Annotated in this window: 29 protein-coding genes; all 29 read left to right on the forward strand. The window is 66.8% G+C overall.

Features of this window, described 5'->3' with window-relative positions; translation table 11 throughout:
* Positions 1–212: hypothetical protein (locus FB382_RS21535; protein ID WP_220481993.1), on the forward strand; the 212-nt coding region annotated here is incomplete at its 5' end.
* Between the two features lie 41 nt (positions 213–253).
* Positions 254–385 (forward strand): hypothetical protein, encoded by a 132-nt coding sequence (locus FB382_RS22720; protein ID WP_281380026.1) that lies wholly within the window; start codon positions 254–256, stop codon positions 383–385.
* A complete protein-coding gene (locus FB382_RS21540; RefSeq protein ID WP_182541641.1) occupies positions 382–690 on the forward strand; it encodes a hypothetical protein in 309 nt (102 codons plus the stop codon). The genes FB382_RS22720 and FB382_RS21540 overlap by 4 nt, the downstream gene beginning before the upstream one ends.
* The gene (locus tag FB382_RS21545) at positions 687–863 is read left to right on the forward strand and encodes a hypothetical protein (RefSeq protein ID WP_182541642.1); all 177 of its coding nucleotides are present in this window, start codon (positions 687–689) and stop codon (positions 861–863) included. The genes FB382_RS21540 and FB382_RS21545 overlap by 4 nt, the downstream gene beginning before the upstream one ends.
* Positions 860–1,351 (forward strand): hypothetical protein, encoded by a 492-nt coding sequence (locus FB382_RS21550; RefSeq protein ID WP_182541643.1) that lies wholly within the window; start codon positions 860–862, stop codon positions 1,349–1,351. The genes FB382_RS21545 and FB382_RS21550 overlap by 4 nt, the downstream gene beginning before the upstream one ends.
* Positions 1,348–1,620, forward strand: coding sequence for a hypothetical protein (locus tag FB382_RS21555; RefSeq protein ID WP_182541644.1), 273 nt, complete (start codon positions 1,348–1,350; stop codon positions 1,618–1,620). Before FB382_RS21550 ends, FB382_RS21555 begins: the two co-directional genes overlap by 4 nt.
* Positions 1,617–1,847 carry a hypothetical protein gene (locus tag FB382_RS21560; RefSeq protein ID WP_182541662.1) on the forward strand — a complete coding sequence of 77 codons (231 nt, stop codon included), beginning with the start codon at positions 1,617–1,619 and terminating at the stop codon, positions 1,845–1,847. The genes FB382_RS21555 and FB382_RS21560 overlap by 4 nt, the downstream gene beginning before the upstream one ends.
* 151 nt (positions 1,848–1,998) lie before the next feature.
* The gene (locus FB382_RS21565; protein ID WP_182541645.1) at positions 1,999–2,676 is read left to right on the forward strand and encodes a lambda exonuclease family protein; all 678 of its coding nucleotides are present in this window, start codon (positions 1,999–2,001) and stop codon (positions 2,674–2,676) included.
* 47 nt (positions 2,677–2,723) lie between these two features.
* Positions 2,724–2,936, forward strand: coding sequence for a hypothetical protein (locus tag FB382_RS21570; RefSeq protein WP_182541646.1), 213 nt, complete (start codon positions 2,724–2,726; stop codon positions 2,934–2,936).
* On the forward strand, positions 2,936–3,475 hold the full coding sequence (locus tag FB382_RS21575; RefSeq protein WP_182541647.1) for a hypothetical protein: 540 nt from the start codon (positions 2,936–2,938) through the stop codon (positions 3,473–3,475). The genes FB382_RS21570 and FB382_RS21575 overlap by 1 nt, the downstream gene beginning before the upstream one ends.
* A 130-nt stretch (positions 3,476–3,605) precedes the next feature.
* Positions 3,606–4,055 carry an HNH endonuclease signature motif containing protein gene (locus tag FB382_RS23160; protein WP_182541661.1) on the forward strand — a complete coding sequence of 150 codons (450 nt, stop codon included), beginning with the start codon at positions 3,606–3,608 and terminating at the stop codon, positions 4,053–4,055.
* A complete protein-coding gene (locus FB382_RS21585; RefSeq protein ID WP_182541648.1) occupies positions 4,055–4,405 on the forward strand; it encodes a hypothetical protein in 351 nt (116 codons plus the stop codon). The genes FB382_RS23160 and FB382_RS21585 overlap by 1 nt, the downstream gene beginning before the upstream one ends.
* The gene (locus FB382_RS21590; protein WP_182541649.1) at positions 4,402–4,638 is read left to right on the forward strand and encodes a hypothetical protein; all 237 of its coding nucleotides are present in this window, start codon (positions 4,402–4,404) and stop codon (positions 4,636–4,638) included. The genes FB382_RS21585 and FB382_RS21590 overlap by 4 nt, the downstream gene beginning before the upstream one ends.
* A gap of 349 nt (positions 4,639–4,987) precedes the next feature.
* Positions 4,988–5,209, forward strand: coding sequence for a hypothetical protein (locus FB382_RS21595; RefSeq protein WP_182541650.1), 222 nt, complete (start codon positions 4,988–4,990; stop codon positions 5,207–5,209).
* A gap of 288 nt (positions 5,210–5,497) precedes the next feature.
* Positions 5,498–6,361, forward strand: a complete 864-nt coding sequence (locus FB382_RS21600; RefSeq protein WP_182541651.1) for a hypothetical protein — start codon at positions 5,498–5,500, stop codon at positions 6,359–6,361.
* On the forward strand, positions 6,358–6,768 hold the full coding sequence (locus tag FB382_RS21605; RefSeq protein ID WP_182541652.1) for a hypothetical protein: 411 nt from the start codon (positions 6,358–6,360) through the stop codon (positions 6,766–6,768). The genes FB382_RS21600 and FB382_RS21605 overlap by 4 nt, the downstream gene beginning before the upstream one ends.
* Positions 6,761–6,904 (forward strand): hypothetical protein, encoded by a 144-nt coding sequence (locus FB382_RS21610; RefSeq protein ID WP_182541653.1) that lies wholly within the window; start codon positions 6,761–6,763, stop codon positions 6,902–6,904. The genes FB382_RS21605 and FB382_RS21610 overlap by 8 nt, the downstream gene beginning before the upstream one ends.
* A gap of 72 nt (positions 6,905–6,976) precedes the next feature.
* On the forward strand, positions 6,977–7,540 hold the full coding sequence (locus tag FB382_RS21615; protein ID WP_182541654.1) for a hypothetical protein: 564 nt from the start codon (positions 6,977–6,979) through the stop codon (positions 7,538–7,540).
* Between the two features lie 415 nt (positions 7,541–7,955).
* Complete coding sequence (locus tag FB382_RS21620) at positions 7,956–8,138, forward strand: hypothetical protein (RefSeq protein WP_182541655.1); 183 nt, start codon at positions 7,956–7,958, stop codon at positions 8,136–8,138.
* Complete coding sequence (locus FB382_RS21625; protein WP_182541656.1) at positions 8,135–8,386, forward strand: hypothetical protein; 252 nt, start codon at positions 8,135–8,137, stop codon at positions 8,384–8,386. Before FB382_RS21620 ends, FB382_RS21625 begins: the two co-directional genes overlap by 4 nt.
* Entirely contained in the window at positions 8,383–9,033 is a 651-nt protein-coding gene (locus FB382_RS21630) for a hypothetical protein (protein WP_182541657.1), read from the forward strand. Before FB382_RS21625 ends, FB382_RS21630 begins: the two co-directional genes overlap by 4 nt.
* Positions 9,026–9,274 carry a hypothetical protein gene (locus tag FB382_RS21635; RefSeq protein ID WP_182541658.1) on the forward strand — a complete coding sequence of 83 codons (249 nt, stop codon included), beginning with the start codon at positions 9,026–9,028 and terminating at the stop codon, positions 9,272–9,274. The genes FB382_RS21630 and FB382_RS21635 overlap by 8 nt, the downstream gene beginning before the upstream one ends.
* 455 nt (positions 9,275–9,729) lie before the next feature.
* Positions 9,730–10,533, forward strand: a complete 804-nt coding sequence (locus FB382_RS21640; RefSeq protein WP_182541659.1) for a hypothetical protein — start codon at positions 9,730–9,732, stop codon at positions 10,531–10,533.
* A 249-nt stretch (positions 10,534–10,782) separates the two neighbouring features.
* Entirely contained in the window at positions 10,783–10,956 is a 174-nt protein-coding gene (locus tag FB382_RS21645) for a hypothetical protein (RefSeq protein WP_182542031.1), read from the forward strand.
* A gap of 3 nt (positions 10,957–10,959) precedes the next feature.
* On the forward strand, positions 10,960–11,163 hold the full coding sequence (locus tag FB382_RS21650; RefSeq protein ID WP_182542032.1) for a hypothetical protein: 204 nt from the start codon (positions 10,960–10,962) through the stop codon (positions 11,161–11,163).
* A 403-nt stretch (positions 11,164–11,566) separates the two neighbouring features.
* On the forward strand, positions 11,567–12,772 hold the full coding sequence (locus FB382_RS21655; RefSeq protein WP_182542033.1) for a hypothetical protein: 1,206 nt from the start codon (positions 11,567–11,569) through the stop codon (positions 12,770–12,772).
* Positions 12,769–12,993 (forward strand): DUF3310 domain-containing protein, encoded by a 225-nt coding sequence (locus tag FB382_RS21660; RefSeq protein WP_182542034.1) that lies wholly within the window; start codon positions 12,769–12,771, stop codon positions 12,991–12,993. Before FB382_RS21655 ends, FB382_RS21660 begins: the two co-directional genes overlap by 4 nt.
* A 786-nt stretch (positions 12,994–13,779) precedes the next feature.
* On the forward strand, positions 13,780–14,007 hold the full coding sequence (locus tag FB382_RS21665; RefSeq protein ID WP_182542035.1) for a hypothetical protein: 228 nt from the start codon (positions 13,780–13,782) through the stop codon (positions 14,005–14,007).
* Positions 14,007–14,448: phage terminase small subunit (locus FB382_RS21670; RefSeq protein WP_460717017.1), on the forward strand; the 442-nt coding region annotated here is incomplete at its 3' end. The genes FB382_RS21665 and FB382_RS21670, both read left to right, overlap by 1 nt.

The following is a 14,448-nucleotide window of genomic DNA, read 5'->3' on the forward strand; positions in this document are numbered from 1 at the left end:
GCATGGGCCTCGTTCCAGTGCTCTACCAGGGCGCATTCTCTCAGCACGCGGTCGAGGACCAGATCGATCGCCTCGATCAGCTCGGCTCAGTCGCTGCTCCCGGCTTCTTCGATCCCGAGGGCGTCATCGTCTTCCACTCTGCCGCGCAGCAGATGTTCAAGGTCACCATCAAGGGCGACGAGGCCCCGAAGTCGCTGGCTGGTGCGGCATGAACCACGAGCCGTCCGATGAGCCAACCCGGCCTGCAACCCTCGTGTCCCGCAGCAAGTTCGAGTCCCTGGCGACCACGATCCACGGCGCTGTCATCGAGTGCACCGCCGACGCCTACTTCCTCGACTACAACGGGCGGACCTACACGACGCCGCGGAAGGTCGTGGCGGCATGAGCGCCGACAACTGGGGCGTCTGCCCGCAGTGCAAGGTGTCCCGCGAGCGCGACATCGCCAACACCGAGCGGGCAGTCGCCGAGACCTACGGGAAGGTGTCGGTCGAGAAGTTCGATGACGCGCGAGCCCGCCTAGAGGCAAAGCGGGCCGAGCCCATCCAGTACACGCTTCGCGAGGACTACGAGATGGGCCTCGATGAAGATGGCGAGTTCTACGTCATCTACTCCGGCGGGTGCCGCGAGTGCGGACTGACCCACAAGTTCAAGCACTCCGAGCAGGTCGACCTCACCGGCGGTGCCGCATGAAGCGCCGGACCTACCGACTCCCCGAGAGCCAGCTGCGTCACCTCGTGGGCGTCTCCGCACTCCACGACGGCGACTGTGTCCGCTGCCCCGACCCGATCCTCGTCAACCAGCGGGTGGTTCCGCAGGGCGACGGGTGGATCCACGCGTCCTGCGCGTCGGGAGCGGACGAATGAGCCGCGAGTGGAAGCCGGGCGACGTGGCGATAGTGACGAACCAGTCCGGCGAGAGTGGCCGCGCGATCCGCTTCTCTGGTTCGCCAGAGGATGGCTGGTTCGCCGAGCGCGACGGCATCGGCGGCGACCTTACGGACGCCCGCCCCCTCGTCGTCATCGACCCCGAGAACCGCGAACAGGTCGAACGGCTGTGCAACTTGGTTGACGGCGCTTTCAACGACACCCGCATCGATGGGACCGGGCCGACCAGTACGGAACTTGCGCAGGCCGCCCTTCGCGAGTTCGCCAACCCGACCCCGCCGAAGCCCGAGGAACCGACCGGACTCGGCGCCGTGGTCGTGGACGAGAAGGGTCGCCTCTGGGTAAACCTCACCGACCCGAAGTGCAGCACCCACACCGATCCGTGGGTCAGCGTCCACGACCCCGACCGATGGGCCTCCTACGCGGACATCGCCGCCGTCAAGGTGCTCTCTGGTGGTGTCGCATGAGCCCCGACACCTACGCCGCCCTGTTCCTGATCGCCGTCGCCGTCGGGTTCGCGCTCCCCTCGCTGCTCATCCGCGCCCTCGTCTACATCGAGGCCCGCGACAACCGCTGGCAGGCCGAGTCCGACGCCGACTTCGCAGAGCGCCGAGTCGACGAATGGTTCGCCGCTGTCGACCAGGCCGTCGCCATCACCTGCGCCGAACCCATCTACGCCGAACTCGCCGTCAAGCGGTTGCGCGCCGAGCTGGACGCGTGGGGTGAGACCGCATGACCGCTCAAAGCGACGCCCACCTCAACGGAGACTGCTGGCCCTCTCAATGCCAGATCTGTCAGGCCGAGGAAGACGCCCGCGAACCACTCAGCGGCGTCTATGGCGCCTGCGCCGGCTGCGGGGCAATCGAAGCCAACCTCGTCAAGCCAACCGGCGCCCGCGACCTGTCCGCGATCGGCGAACACCACGCCTACCCCACCGGCTACGGATGCGAGTTCTGCGCGTGAACACCTACGACGACCACGACGACCTCGCTTGCCCAATGTGCTGCCGCGAGGCATGCCAGACCTGCGCCGCCCCTTGCGAACACACCGACCCCCTGTGCGTCAGGTGCTGCCGGCTCTACCACCAGAACGAACCGATCCGAGAGGACGTCGCATGACGCTGCACATCCTGGACGTTGAGCAGGGAACGCCTCCGTGGCATGACGCTCGCCGAGGAATCGTGACCGCCTCGACCGTCGGCAAGCTACTGACCCCCACGCTCAAGGTCGCATCCAACGACGTGTCCCGAGGCATCACCGCAACCCTCGTCGCCGAACGCATCACCGGCCACACCGAGGAAACCGGCATGAGCCCCGACATGTGGCGAGGTGTCGAGTCCGAGCCGATCGCCCGCGACCTCTACTCCGGCCACTACCAGCAGGCCGTCGAGGTCGGGTTCATGCGCCGCGACGAAGACGACTGGACGCTCGGATACTCGCCCGATGGCCTCGTGGCTGACGACGGGCTGATCGAGATCAAGTCGCCCCGCCAGAAGACCCACCTGAACACGATTCTGGCGAACGAGGTCCCGACGCACTACATGCCGCAGTTGCAGGCCGGGCTACTCGTCTCCGGCCGCAAGTGGATCGACTTTGTGTCCTACTGCGGCGGCCTCCCCCTCTGGGTCAAACGCGTCACACCCGACCCCGCCTGGTTCGACGCCATCACCGCAGCCTGCCAGCAGTTCGAGAAGGCCGCCGCCGAAATGGGCGCGGCCTACACCCAAGCAATCGTCGGCCTCCCCACCACGGAGCGGGTCGACTTCAACCGAGTGGAGTTGAAGCTCGCATGAAGCACGTCGAAGACCGTTCGGCCATCCGACCGAGGCCGCATCACTACATGAACGCGGACGGCACCTGTCACGCGGGCGACCTCATGGAGCACGGGACGCCGTTCGTCGCGCTCTACGACGCCGAGGAACTGTGTCGCATCGTCAACGCGGAGAAGGCGGAGGCGTGGGACGAGGGCAAGTGGGCGTGCTACAGCGCCGAGCGCGAATCCCGCGACGGCTCGGCCCTCATCAACCCCTACGCCAGACACCTGGAGCACTGATGCGCGTCACCATCGAAAAGAAGACCGACCAGCTCAACTATGAAGACTTCCTGGGCGGCGTGACGCGAATCGTCACCATCGCAGGAGTCAAGGCCGGCACCAAGGAGCAGCAGTACGACATCGCCATCGAAGGCGACACGCGCTTCTGGCGACCAGCCGTCACGGTCCTCAAGCAACTGGTCGACGCGTGGGGCGACGATGCTACCGAGTGGGTTGGACGCCGCGCCGAACTGTACGGCGACCCGGAGGTCTCGTTCGGCCGCGACAAGGTCGGCGGAATCAGGGTCTCTCGGCTCTCCCACATCGACGGCCCGAGGACCGCGAACCTGACGATCACCAGGGGCAAGCGCGGCAACTTCACCGTGACACCGCTGCCTGACACGCCCACCGCACCCCCCGAGCCCACCGCCGAAGAGGTCGCCGCCTGCACCGACGTCGACCAGTTGAAGGCGATGTGGCGCAACTCCAGCCCCGAGCGTCGCCAGCAGATCGAGCAGAGGGTGGCCGACCTCAACGACGAGCCGACGGGTGACGCCTAATGCGCGCCCTGGTCGCGGTCGCTGCCGTGTGGCCGCTGCTCGTCGAGGTGAAGGCGTTCAGGACGGCGCTGGTGGTTGCGGGGTGGGGCGGGTGAAGACCTGCTCAACGGAAGGCTGTGCGCAGCCATCGATGGCTAGGGGCCTTTGTCGGCTCCACTACGAACGGGCGACTAGGGGCTATGTCCCGCGCACTCCGGCCAGCCCACTAGATAGCTGGTTTGAGAAGACCAAAGGTTGCTGGATCTGGAAGGGCCACATCACTAGGTATGGCTACGGCCAGCTCCGCGGCAAGAAGGCACACCGCTTGGTCTATGAAGCAATGGTCGGGCCAATCCCCGAGGGATTGGTGATCGACCACCTATGTCGCAATCGGGCGTGTGTCAATCCAGAACACATGGAGCCCGTCACCAATGAGGAGAATCTCGACCGCGGAGCTCGCAGCCCCAGTAAGACGACTTGCCCGGTGGGGCACTCATACACGCCCGAAAACACCTACGTCTACAACGGCGCCCGCCAATGCCGGACGTGCAGGCGTGAAGCGGCGCGGCGGTATCGGGCGCGGATCGCGGAGGCGAGCTAGTGACTCGCAACCGCGCCACCGCCAAGAAGGCCGGCACCGCATGGGAGACGGCGATCGTCGGCGCGCTCGTCGCCTACGGATGGCCCCACGCTGAACGCCGACGCCTAGCGGGAGCCGCCGACAAGGGTGACATAGCCGGCATCCCCGGCGTCGTCATCGAAGCGAAGAACACCAAGGGGTATGCGCTCGCCGAAGCTGTCGACGAAGCCAACCATGAGGCCGTCAACGCCTCCGCACCCATCGGTGTCGCCTGGTTGAAGCGCAAGGGCAAGACCGACCCGCTCGCCGGCTACGTCGTCATGGACGGCGCGACCTTCCTGCGGCTGCTCGGAGAGGCGGGCTACCAGTGACCATCGCCGCCAACCTCGCCACCCTGGCCGCCGACCTCAACGGCTGGACCAACGCCATCGACAAGGCCAGACGCGCCTACGCCCAGCACCTCAACGAGCTCGAAGCCCACACGATCTGCCGCGACTGCGACCGACCAGCCACCAGCCAAGGCCGCTGCGACCCACACCGCCGCCGCTACTGGTCCGAATGCAGCCAGCGCGCCCGCGACAAGAAGAAGGAGACCACGGCATGACCCGCCACTGGGACCGCGACGAATCCCCATCCACTCTCACCCACGGCGAATGGCGACTCGACCCGAAGACCCGCGTGCTCGTGTGGGTTGACGCACCGCCCGTCAAGGAAGACCCGATCGCCTGCTACGTCTGTTTTGCCACCATCTACCAGTCTTGCCGGACCATCGGCGGCAGTCGCACCAAGGACCACGCCGGACGCGCACCCCGTCTGTGCCGTTGTGGACGCGAGCCGTCCTACCGCGCTTCCTACTGCGACACCTGCCGACCAGAGGAGCACCGGGCACGCGCTCGAGCGAGCAAGCGACGTGTGGCTGACCGCAGGTGGGCCGAGTCTCAGCGGGAGGCGGCGTGAGCGGGCAGTTCGAGGACGACGGCGACAAGATCCGCGAGCTGCTGGCCGCGCTCACCGCCGAGCGTTACCGCTCTCCCTGGTGGCGCACACCCGCCGACCACCACCCCGCGAGCGCACCCGACGCGCTCACCGACTGGGACGACTCAGAAGCGACCTGCGCGCGACGTCGGCGGGCGATGGCAGCGGACTTCGAGCAGGAGAAGAGGGCTGCGTCGTGATGGGCCGACACGCGCACCCCACCCCCCACTGTCCACTGGGGATTCCGCCTGTGCTATGGGAAAATGGGGCCACAGATGAAGACGGCCCGGACGCGGAGTTGGTACCTCCGGCCGGGCCTACCGATCAGCACCAAAGGAGAGTGATCGGCTGATGGCTATCTTGCCACCACCAACCCCCGGCGCGCACGACGACGTACCTCCTTGCCCCAACTGTGGCGAGGACATCACCAGCGACTTGCACCACGACTGGTGCATCGCGCCCCTGGATCAGATCGAGGGGTGGGTCTAGTGCCGCGCATCCGCACCATCAAGCCCGACGCGTTCCTGAGCGAATCCCTGTCGTCCGTGCCCCGTGGCACCCGCTGGACATTCGCCGGCCTCTGGACCTACGCCGACGACAAGGGCCGAGCTCGCGACGACGCCCGACTCATCAAGGCCGCGCTCTACCCCCTCGACGACGACGTGACCCTGGCCGACGTCGCCCACGACCTCGACCTGCTGGCCGCAATCAGCGGGATCTGCCGCTACGTCGTCGAGAACCGCAACTACCTGCACATGCCGAAGTGGCACCACCAGAAGATCAACCGCCCCACCCCCGCCAAGAGCCCCCCGTGCCCGATCCATGAGGGCGGCGGGAGCGGTCACGTACTCCCCACTGACAACTCAGTGATTAATCACGGAGGAATCACTGAGCCCTCAACGTGGGAAAGGAAGGGAAGGGAAGGGGAAATGGAAGGGGAAGGGAACGGAGAGTCCGCGACTGACGTCGCCGACGCGCCGAAGTCACTCGCTCTCGTGAACGACCAACGACCCGACGTTGATGGCATCTGCGAACACCTCGCCGGAGCCATCGAGGCCAACGGCAGCAAGCGACCAACCATCACCACCAGGTGGCGTTCTGCCGCCCGCCTCATGCTCGACAAGGACGGACGCAGCGCCGACGAGATCCACGGCGCGATCGAGTGGTGCCAGCGCGACGAGTTCTGGCGGGCCAACATCCTCAGCCTGCCGACCCTCCGCGAGAAGTACGACACCCTCCGGCTCCAAGCGCAGCGCAAGAGCGCCGCCACCCCGCGACAGGCCGCCGAAGCCGAGATGTGGGAGCGCGCCTACGCCCGCGCTGAGGCTCGCGAGATCGGGGCCGAGCGATGAACCCCCGCGAGGCCGTCGACCTGGCGCGCTACATGCGGGCGCACTTCCCCCAGCAGCCGATCGACGAGTTCACCGCCGATGCGCTTGCTGAGACGTTGCGCGAGTACCCAGCCACTGACTGCCGCAAGGCGGTGCTGAACCTCGCCGAGCGTGGCGAGCATTGGTGCGCACCAACAGCCGTCAAGGCTGAGGTGAAGCGCATCCGCAACAAGCGGGTCGCAGACTATGGCCCGATTGAGCCGCCCGCAGGACTCGACCCTGATGACGTGCGCGGCTACCAGCGTTGGCTCGGCGCGATGCACAAGGAGATCGCGGACGGCACCCTCACCGCGCCGCCCGAGATTGAGGGCATGGTGCGCGACGTTCGCGAGCTCGGCCACATCGGTCAGGACGTGCCCGATGCCTGACGCCAAGCGCACCAAGCGCAGCCGCGAGGAGTACGAGGACCTGATCGCGAAGGCCATGCGCGTCGGGGACATGGGTTGGGTCGAGTTCCTGACCACCCGCTTCGACCGCGACTACCCGGCAGGAGGCGACCAGTGACCCGCCACCCCACCACCGCGCCCGACCTTGAGACCACATCCGCTAGCACCGACCACACCGAGGAGCACGCGCATGGCTGAGACGCCGCAGAACGTCGACATTGAGCCGTTGACCGACGCCGAGTGGAACGCGATCTGCCGCGCCGCAGGAGAGCACTCGGACGACGCCTGCGATGCGCTGAAGGTGGCCGTCGAGCGCATCATCGCCGAGCGAGAGCGGGTCGCCGCTGAGATTGCCTGGGATGAGGGTGTCGCCCACTGCGAGGAGATTGCGGGCGTCGGCTACAACCAGCCCGGAGCAAGCTACGAGGGCGGGGACTCCAACCCTTACCGCGCCGCACCTGCCCCGCCCCAACCGGACCCGAGGAGGCCGACCGTGGCTGACGACCGCTGCCTGAACTGCAACCAGACCCTCCGGGTCATCAACTACGTACTCGGCGAGCGGCTGATGCATGTGGACCGCGATGCCTCGTTCCCGAGCGCGCAGAAGGGGACGGCGTGGCGACACTGCCGACAGCGAGTCGCCACCCTCCCGCCGACGCCTATTGATGGCCTCACAGACCCGTGCCCGACGCCGGAGTACGAGCCCGAGCGGCGCATAAGCCCCGACACGAACGAGGAGGCCGACCGTGGCTGAGTCCGTGCTCATCGGCTCGACATGGAGGCGCAACCCTCCAGGGCGTGAAGTCGTTCGGATTGAACGCGTGTGGATGTACTCCGCCCTCGGCGACTCGGCAGAACTGACCGTGCGAGCACATCCAGTCACGGGAGGTAGGCCGCTCGTTGCGCCCGTCGAGTGGCTCCGCAAGCACTACACCGAGCGGCGCATAAGCCCCGCCCCGACCGGACCCGAGGAGGGCGACCGTGGCTGAGCGAGGCCGAGGGTCCCGCCGAAGCGACGGCCACTGTCCGGCGTGCGGCGCTGAGTGCAGCGCGCCGCCTGCCAGCACCGACGCCCACCGCATGTGGGCCCAGCGCCACGCCGACGCGACCGGCCACACCGCGTGTGTCATCACCGAATCCGTCCGCACCTACGAGCCGAGGAGCACCACGTGAGCACCCGAGTCGCCTGCCAGTCCTGCCCCATCACGTTGCCCGTCGAGCAGTTCGTGGACCTCGTGTCAGGCGGGTGGGACATGACGCACACGTTCCAGCGCCCCGAGTTCAACGACGGCAAGGTCGTCGTCTGCCGAGGCAGGTTCGCCGCCCCGACCGGACCCGAGGGGGGCCGATGAGCGGCGACGAGCCTGAGATCCTGCTGCGCACGAGCGACTACGTGCTGGACATCGAGTTCCGTTGTACAGACGAGGACCACCCTGCTGACGGGCCGACTTGGTCCCCGTACCGCCACCTCGACCCAACCACGCCGACCAACAAGGCGCTCGAGGCCGTCGAGAGACTGAACGCCGACGGTGCTGCGGAGTGCATGGAGTTCCGCCTGACCGGCACTCGCATCGACTCCGTGAAGGAGTTGCTGACATGAGCCCATCAGTCAGCGCCGCCGACGGCCAGGAGGCCGAGCGCCTCGGCAATTCGACGAAGCCGAACCCGGACCAGCCCGCCCGCTGCCCGTCGATCGACCCGCACGACACACTCCAGTGCGCCCGGCGCATCCACGAGGACGACCAGTGCGTCTTCGGCGGCATCGGCTGGAAGAAGGGCGAGCGGCCTCAGCGCGACGTCCCAGCATTCCTCTACCACTGGTCGCCAGCCAGGAATCGGATCAGCATCGAGCGCGAAGGCCTACGCCCCGGATCTCCGTCGAACACCTTCCCCGAGTGGTCCCCGCCCCACATCTGTTACGGGGAGACGCCGGCCTCCGCGCTCGGCCTGACGCTGCTGCCCGACGAGCTCGACCTGTGGATGGTCCGGACCGACAGCCACAGGTTCACCCTGGCCAACGAGGGTGCGGAGTGGCGCAGCGCCGACCAGATCGAGGCGTGGTGGGTCGGCGGTCGACCTCCTCGTGACCCAGTCATCGACATGACCCCGGCCGAGCAGGCCGAGGCCGACGAGATCGTGGCCTACCTCCACGAGCAGGAGATTGCCGAGCGGCGCATAAGCCCCGAAACGCACCCAACCCCCACCACCACCGAGACCGGCACCACGACAGGAGCAGCAGATGAGTGAGCGCGAGGACGACCTCAGGACGCTGGGCATCGAGCACGCCTTCGAACGCCTTGACCCCGACGGCTATGGCTGGGCAGCGGGCGACGGTCCTAGTGCCGAGGAGGTCGTGGGGGCGCTCATCGCGGCCGGCTGGCGACCTCCCGCCCACCGCGGATCGCACGACTTCGACAACCACGGACCAACCGACAACCTCGACTGCCCCGGATGCGTGGCCCCCGAGACTCCTGGAGACCAGCCGTGAGCACCGTGAGCATCAACGAGACGTGCCGCTGTGGGGCGACGTTCAGGGCGAGCGGAGACACGTTTGCCGTCAGCAGACGCCAGGGGTCATTCGATGAGCAGCACGCCGGATGTCGCCAGATCGAGCCCGGCATGTGCGGCAACCCGAGCCCCGTGCTGGTCAAGCTCGGCACGCCGACGGCGGACTACTGCCAGTTGCGCACGAGTGCGCCTCCCGTGTCGTCCACGTCCAGGGAGCGCCGACGAGCCCGCGACCGGACCCGACACCCACCGCGCCCGACTCACAGCCCCACACGGCCACCAACGATTCCGCGTCGCCTGGCCCGGAGCAACCGCCGACGACTGGATCGACTACGCAGACGAAGAGAGGGCCGTCGCGATGGCTGACGTTCTTGTGAAGACCAAGGGAGCGGTCGTCGTGTACGCCGTCAACATCATTGAAGACCAGGAGGCGGCGTGAACAGCGAGTGCAAGTGCGGACGACCAACCCGAGACGCCGCCTACGTGTGCGACACCTGCGGGGACGAACTCGCCCGCGCCCTCGGTGACGTGACCTGGTTGGCCGAGGAGCTCGAAACCACCATCACGCGCCAGAGAGGCGTCGACTACCGCGGCGTCGGAGGCAGTAGTGGCGGCAAGAAGCCCTCAGAACGCCCCTCTCCCGTCCAATGGGGCGCCAGTGAGGCTCGGGGAGACCTCAGAGCCCTGCTCGTCTCATGGGCGCTGTTCTGTGAGGCTGAGGGGGTCAGGAACTCCTCGCCCTACCCCGGGCTGCCCGACGACGACCTCCCCGCCCTGTCCGGCTGGCTACTCTGGCGGGTCGACGGGCTGACCCTCAACGAGATCGGCTCCGATGCCGTCGAGGAGATCACCTCGGCCGTCGCCCACTGTCGTCGCGTCATCGACGTGGCCCCCGACAAGTGGTACGCCGGCCCCTGCAACCAGGAGACCGAAGGCGTCGAATGTGGTGCCGACCTGTACGCCCTCTCCGCAAAGGGCAACGTCTCCTGCGGCGTGTGCTCGGCAAGCTACGACGTGGCCGAGCGTCGGAAGTGGCTCCTTGAGGCCGCTGAGGACAGGCTAGCCGATGCCGCCACCCTCGCCCGGTCAGTGTCCTGGCTCGGCGCACTACCCCTCAACGCAGCACGCATCCGCAAGTGGGCCGAGCGCGGCCGGATTGTCGCCAAGGGACACCACGGGCAGAAGCCGCTGTATCGCATCGGGGACGCCATCGACCTGCTCGCCAAGGAGGCATCGTGAGCCTCGCGCGCGGGATTGTCCCCGACACGTAACAAAGATCAAGAGTTGACTTGCGCCAATGGTTGTGCATGTGTCACACTCGGGTTGGGCGATACGCCCATCCCAAAAACGCCCCAAGTCCTCACCGGCCTGGGGCGTTTGGCATATCCAGACCTTGCGCCGTTGGGGAGATCGAGGAACGGCCAAAAACCCTGCTGCCACCGCGCACCCGGCGCCGATGGAGCGCGGCGGTAGTTCAGGGGGTTTCCGATGCGATTCACCCTTCGCTTCCTCGGCCTCGACCTGATCGACTTCGCGATCGAGACCGCTGCCGAGACTGTCTACGAGTCCGACGACCAAGGCAGTTGCACGACGTATCCGATCGGATTCACGCAGCCCGAACCGGCGCCGCTGGACTACGACTGCCCGGACCGGGACTTGTGAGTCATGTCCGACCCAACGCCCACCGAGCAAGCCGAAGCGATCGAGGCGATGGTTCGGCACGCAATGGCCGAACACGCCGCGCTACCGGATCGCGGGTTCGACTCCGCGCGTGACAGGTTTCGACTCCGCTGCCAAATCGATGACCTGCTCGACGACCACGCCGAGCTGCTGGAGATCGTCGCGCTAGAGGCACAGGTCGCGTCGTGATAGTCCGCGACGACCTGCCCGAGACGCCCGAATGGACCTTGCCGGCGCGTGAGACCGAGCAGCCCACGATCCCCGAGAACATCACCCTCTCGGACAACTGAATACCGATCCGCGGGACGCCTGAGCGCCCGCCGACCCACAGGAGCCCCGTCGTGGCACTCTCCGAACTCGCAGCGACCGTCAATGCCGAACTGCCACACAGGACTTGTCAGGTCTGCCATGCGCTCGCAGGCATCCCCACCGCCGAAGCCGCAGGGCTCCGGTCACTGCTCGCGAACCCTGGCCTCAAGTACACGGCCATCAGCGACATGGTCGCGGCCGACCCGGACACTCCACTCCTGCTCCACCCAGACGCGCTATCCCGTCACGCACGGGGCCGCTGTGGTGCGCGGGAGATGCTGCGGTGAGCATCGCCGACACTGCCCGCCGCGTCGGCACGATCGAACGCGAGCACCTGGCGAACAAGGGCCGCGTTGAGGTCACGCCCGAGGGTGGCGAGTTCACCGACGTGCAGTTGGACGCGCCGATCAAGTCCGGTGACTGGTCGCGCGTATTCCGCATCTTCCAGCTCGACGCCACTGAGTTCGAGGTTGTCGACGACACGGTCCGAATGACGACGTGGCAGCAGTCCAAGGCGCTCGAGGACGGCACCCGCGACATCGTCCAGCTCTACTCCTACGGCGCCCGCTTCAAGCGCAAGCCCAAGGCGCGGCTCTCCGATGATGAGATCACTGAGCGTCGCAAGGCCGTCGCGAAGTGGAAGATCCCGAAGCGGGAGCGCACGACCACCCGAAACGGTAGCGTCGCCGCGGTCATCAACCTCGCTGACATTCAGGGCGGCAAGTCCGAGGGTGGCGGCGTCGCAGCAACTCAGCAGCGGCTTCACGACGGCCTCGAGAACGTAGACCGCTGGCTTGATCGCATGGCCGGCGACTACAACGTCTCCGAGGTTGTGCTGGTCAACAATGGCGACCCGATGGAGAATTGCGCCGGCAACTACGCCGCCCAGTTGTTCACGGTTGAGCTAAACCACCGCGGCCAGATGAACTTCGTGCTCGACGTGTGGGAGCAGTACGCACGGCACCTGTTCCCGCGCTTCGACAAGGCCCGGTTCGTGTCGGTGCTGTGCAACCACGGCGAGTTCGGCCGCATGGGTGCGGCGAAGTCCCAGACCAGCGACAGCGACAACGCAGGCGGCTTCCTCGCTGAGACCCTGCGCAGGGTGCTCGATCGACCCGAGTTCGCCCACGTCGAATGGACAATCCCGCACGACGAGATGAACGTCTACGCCGACGTCGCAGGTGTCCCGATGGCGTTCAACCACGGCCACAAGATCCCCGGCAACGACGCGTCCGGCTTCGAGAAGTGGCTCAACGGCCAAGTCCGCGGCGACCACCAGGCGCACGCTGCACGCATCTGGCAGACCGCACACCGCCACCACTTCGCCGCCTGGGACATGGGCTCGTGCTCAGTCTTCCAAGCGCCCTCGCTCGACGGCGGCAGCAAGTGGCTGACCGACATGACGGGCCGCTACTCACGCTCCGGCATCCTCGCCTACCTCGTGGGTGAGCACGCGCCGCTCGGCTGGTCAGACATGGCGTTCCTGTGAGCACGCCGAAGCCTGACCCCGTTGAGCACCCGACGCACTACACAGGACACCCAAGTGGCATCGAGTGCATCCAGATCACCGAGCACATGGGCTTCAACCTCGGGAACGCCGTCAAGTACATCTGGCGCTGCGACCTCAAGCTCGACGCCATCGAGGATCTCCGCAAGGCCAAGTGGTACATCGAGCGGGAGATCGCCAAGCGCGAGACCCGTGCCAACTGAGGGCTGCCCCTTGTGTGGCGAGTGGTCCTGCGGCTGCTCGCTTTAGGCAGATCCCTAACACCCAACCCGGTGAAGGCTGTGACCTGATTGGACGACACCTACCGCTGCCCCTGGTGCGGTCACTGGTCAGTCGTCCCCAGCCTCAACACCCAACACGCCGCAACCTGTGCGGCCAACCCAGACCCGCTCAACCACGAGACCGGACACCAACAACCATGAGCCGCCAACACGGGGCAAGCACACCAACAATGGTCCGTCGTCCTAGTTGAGCGCACCTTGTAGCACTACCGAGGAGTAGGCGTGGCACTACGCGTCTGCCTCGACTGCCCCGAGCTCACCAACACGAGCCGATGCCCTGCCTGCGCTCGAGCCAAGGACAAGGCCCGAGGAACAAGGCAGCAACGTGGCTACGACGCCACACACGACCGCCTACGCGCCTCGTACCAGCAGCGCATGGACCAGGGCCACACGTACACCTGCTGGCGCTGCACGAAGCCGATCGACCCGAACGCCTGGCACCTCGGACACGACGACCACGACAGGTCGAGATACCGCGGGCCTGAGTGTCCCGCCTGCAACCTCGCAACCTCCGGCAGGTAAGGCAACCCTTCATATCACCTGGTGATATAGGGGTGGGGGGTGGGGCCGACGAGCCCTGATGTAAGGGACCGCGGGGGAGGGCTGGCAACGGCGCGGCGGGTTCATAGGGTCGCCTACATATCACCAGACGCATAGCGCGATGCTGTGCGGCACCCCGGCGCGGCGCGATGCCGTCGAGGAGGACAGATGACTCAGGTCACCGCATCCCTGCATGTCGACAGCGAGGTTGCTGCTCAGTTCCCGCAGCGCCCCGACTTCGTGAAGGAAGCGATGGACGCGGCCGAGGCTGCGATGAAGGAGTTGGCTGCCGAGCGCAACCGGCGCCTGTCGTCGCCGCCTCAGTTGACCGACACCCGCGATACGCGCCTGGGCTTCGTTGAGTTGACATTCACGGCCGACACGGAGTCTCAGTAATGCCTCGCGGTGGTGCGCGCTCACACTCTGGCCCTGCGCCGGACCCGAACTCTGCGCGCAGCGAGAAGCGCGATTGGACGAAGCTCCCCGCTGAGGGTCGTCAGAAGCCTGCCCCCGTGTGGCCTCTGGTTGAGCCGTCTGAGCGCGAGCTCGAGCTGTGGGAGTCGTGGTGGGCTGAGCCTGTCGCGCAGATCTGGGAGGACGCCCACACGCTGCATTACGTGGCGTTCACGGTCCGCATGTTCGCTGAGGCTGAGCAGCCGAAGGCGCGCACGGAGGACCGGAAGTCGTTGAATCAGATGATGGCGAACCTGTACCTGACGCCGGACTCGCAGTTGCGTGCGGGCATCAAGATCGTTTCGGCGCCGGACATCAAGGCTGTTCCCGAGGTTGTCGCCCAGGTGACGAACATCAAAGACCGGCTGAACCGTGGGAGCGCGT

The organism is Nocardioides ginsengisegetis (assembly GCF_014138045.1).
GTDB lineage: Bacteria > Actinomycetota > Actinomycetes > Propionibacteriales > Nocardioidaceae > Nocardioides > Nocardioides ginsengisegetis.

Bases quoted from the DNA above. Each gene is read 5' to 3' on its own strand.
- FB382_RS21635 (WP_182541658.1), top strand. From the start codon at position 9,026: ATGAGTGAGCGCGAGGACGACCTCAGGACGCTGGGCATCGAGCACGCC.
- FB382_RS21565 (WP_182541645.1), top strand. From the start codon at position 1,999: ATGACGCTGCACATCCTGGACGTTGAGCAGGGAACGCCTCCGTGGCAT.
- FB382_RS21665 (WP_182542035.1), top strand. From the start codon at position 13,780: ATGACTCAGGTCACCGCATCCCTGCATGTCGACAGCGAGGTTGCTGCT.
- FB382_RS21645 (WP_182542031.1), top strand. From the start codon at position 10,783: ATGCGATTCACCCTTCGCTTCCTCGGCCTCGACCTGATCGACTTCGCG.
- FB382_RS21605 (WP_182541652.1), top strand. From the start codon at position 6,358: ATGAACCCCCGCGAGGCCGTCGACCTGGCGCGCTACATGCGGGCGCAC.
- FB382_RS21560 (WP_182541662.1), top strand. From the start codon at position 1,617: ATGACCGCTCAAAGCGACGCCCACCTCAACGGAGACTGCTGGCCCTCT.
- FB382_RS21555 (WP_182541644.1), top strand. From the start codon at position 1,348: ATGAGCCCCGACACCTACGCCGCCCTGTTCCTGATCGCCGTCGCCGTC.
- FB382_RS21630 (WP_182541657.1), top strand. From the start codon at position 8,383: ATGAGCCCATCAGTCAGCGCCGCCGACGGCCAGGAGGCCGAGCGCCTC.
- FB382_RS21615 (WP_182541654.1), top strand. From the start codon at position 6,977: ATGGCTGAGACGCCGCAGAACGTCGACATTGAGCCGTTGACCGACGCC.
- FB382_RS21650 (WP_182542032.1), top strand. From the start codon at position 10,960: ATGTCCGACCCAACGCCCACCGAGCAAGCCGAAGCGATCGAGGCGATG.
- FB382_RS21625 (WP_182541656.1), top strand. From the start codon at position 8,135: ATGAGCGGCGACGAGCCTGAGATCCTGCTGCGCACGAGCGACTACGTG.
- FB382_RS21545 (WP_182541642.1), top strand. From the start codon at position 687: ATGAAGCGCCGGACCTACCGACTCCCCGAGAGCCAGCTGCGTCACCTC.
- FB382_RS21540 (WP_182541641.1), top strand. From the start codon at position 382: ATGAGCGCCGACAACTGGGGCGTCTGCCCGCAGTGCAAGGTGTCCCGC.
- FB382_RS21610 (WP_182541653.1), top strand. From the start codon at position 6,761: ATGCCTGACGCCAAGCGCACCAAGCGCAGCCGCGAGGAGTACGAGGAC.
- FB382_RS21570 (WP_182541646.1), top strand. From the start codon at position 2,724: ATGAACGCGGACGGCACCTGTCACGCGGGCGACCTCATGGAGCACGGG.
- FB382_RS21550 (WP_182541643.1), top strand. From the start codon at position 860: ATGAGCCGCGAGTGGAAGCCGGGCGACGTGGCGATAGTGACGAACCAG.
- FB382_RS21575 (WP_182541647.1), top strand. From the start codon at position 2,936: ATGCGCGTCACCATCGAAAAGAAGACCGACCAGCTCAACTATGAAGAC.
- FB382_RS23160 (WP_182541661.1), top strand. From the start codon at position 3,606: ATGGCTAGGGGCCTTTGTCGGCTCCACTACGAACGGGCGACTAGGGGC.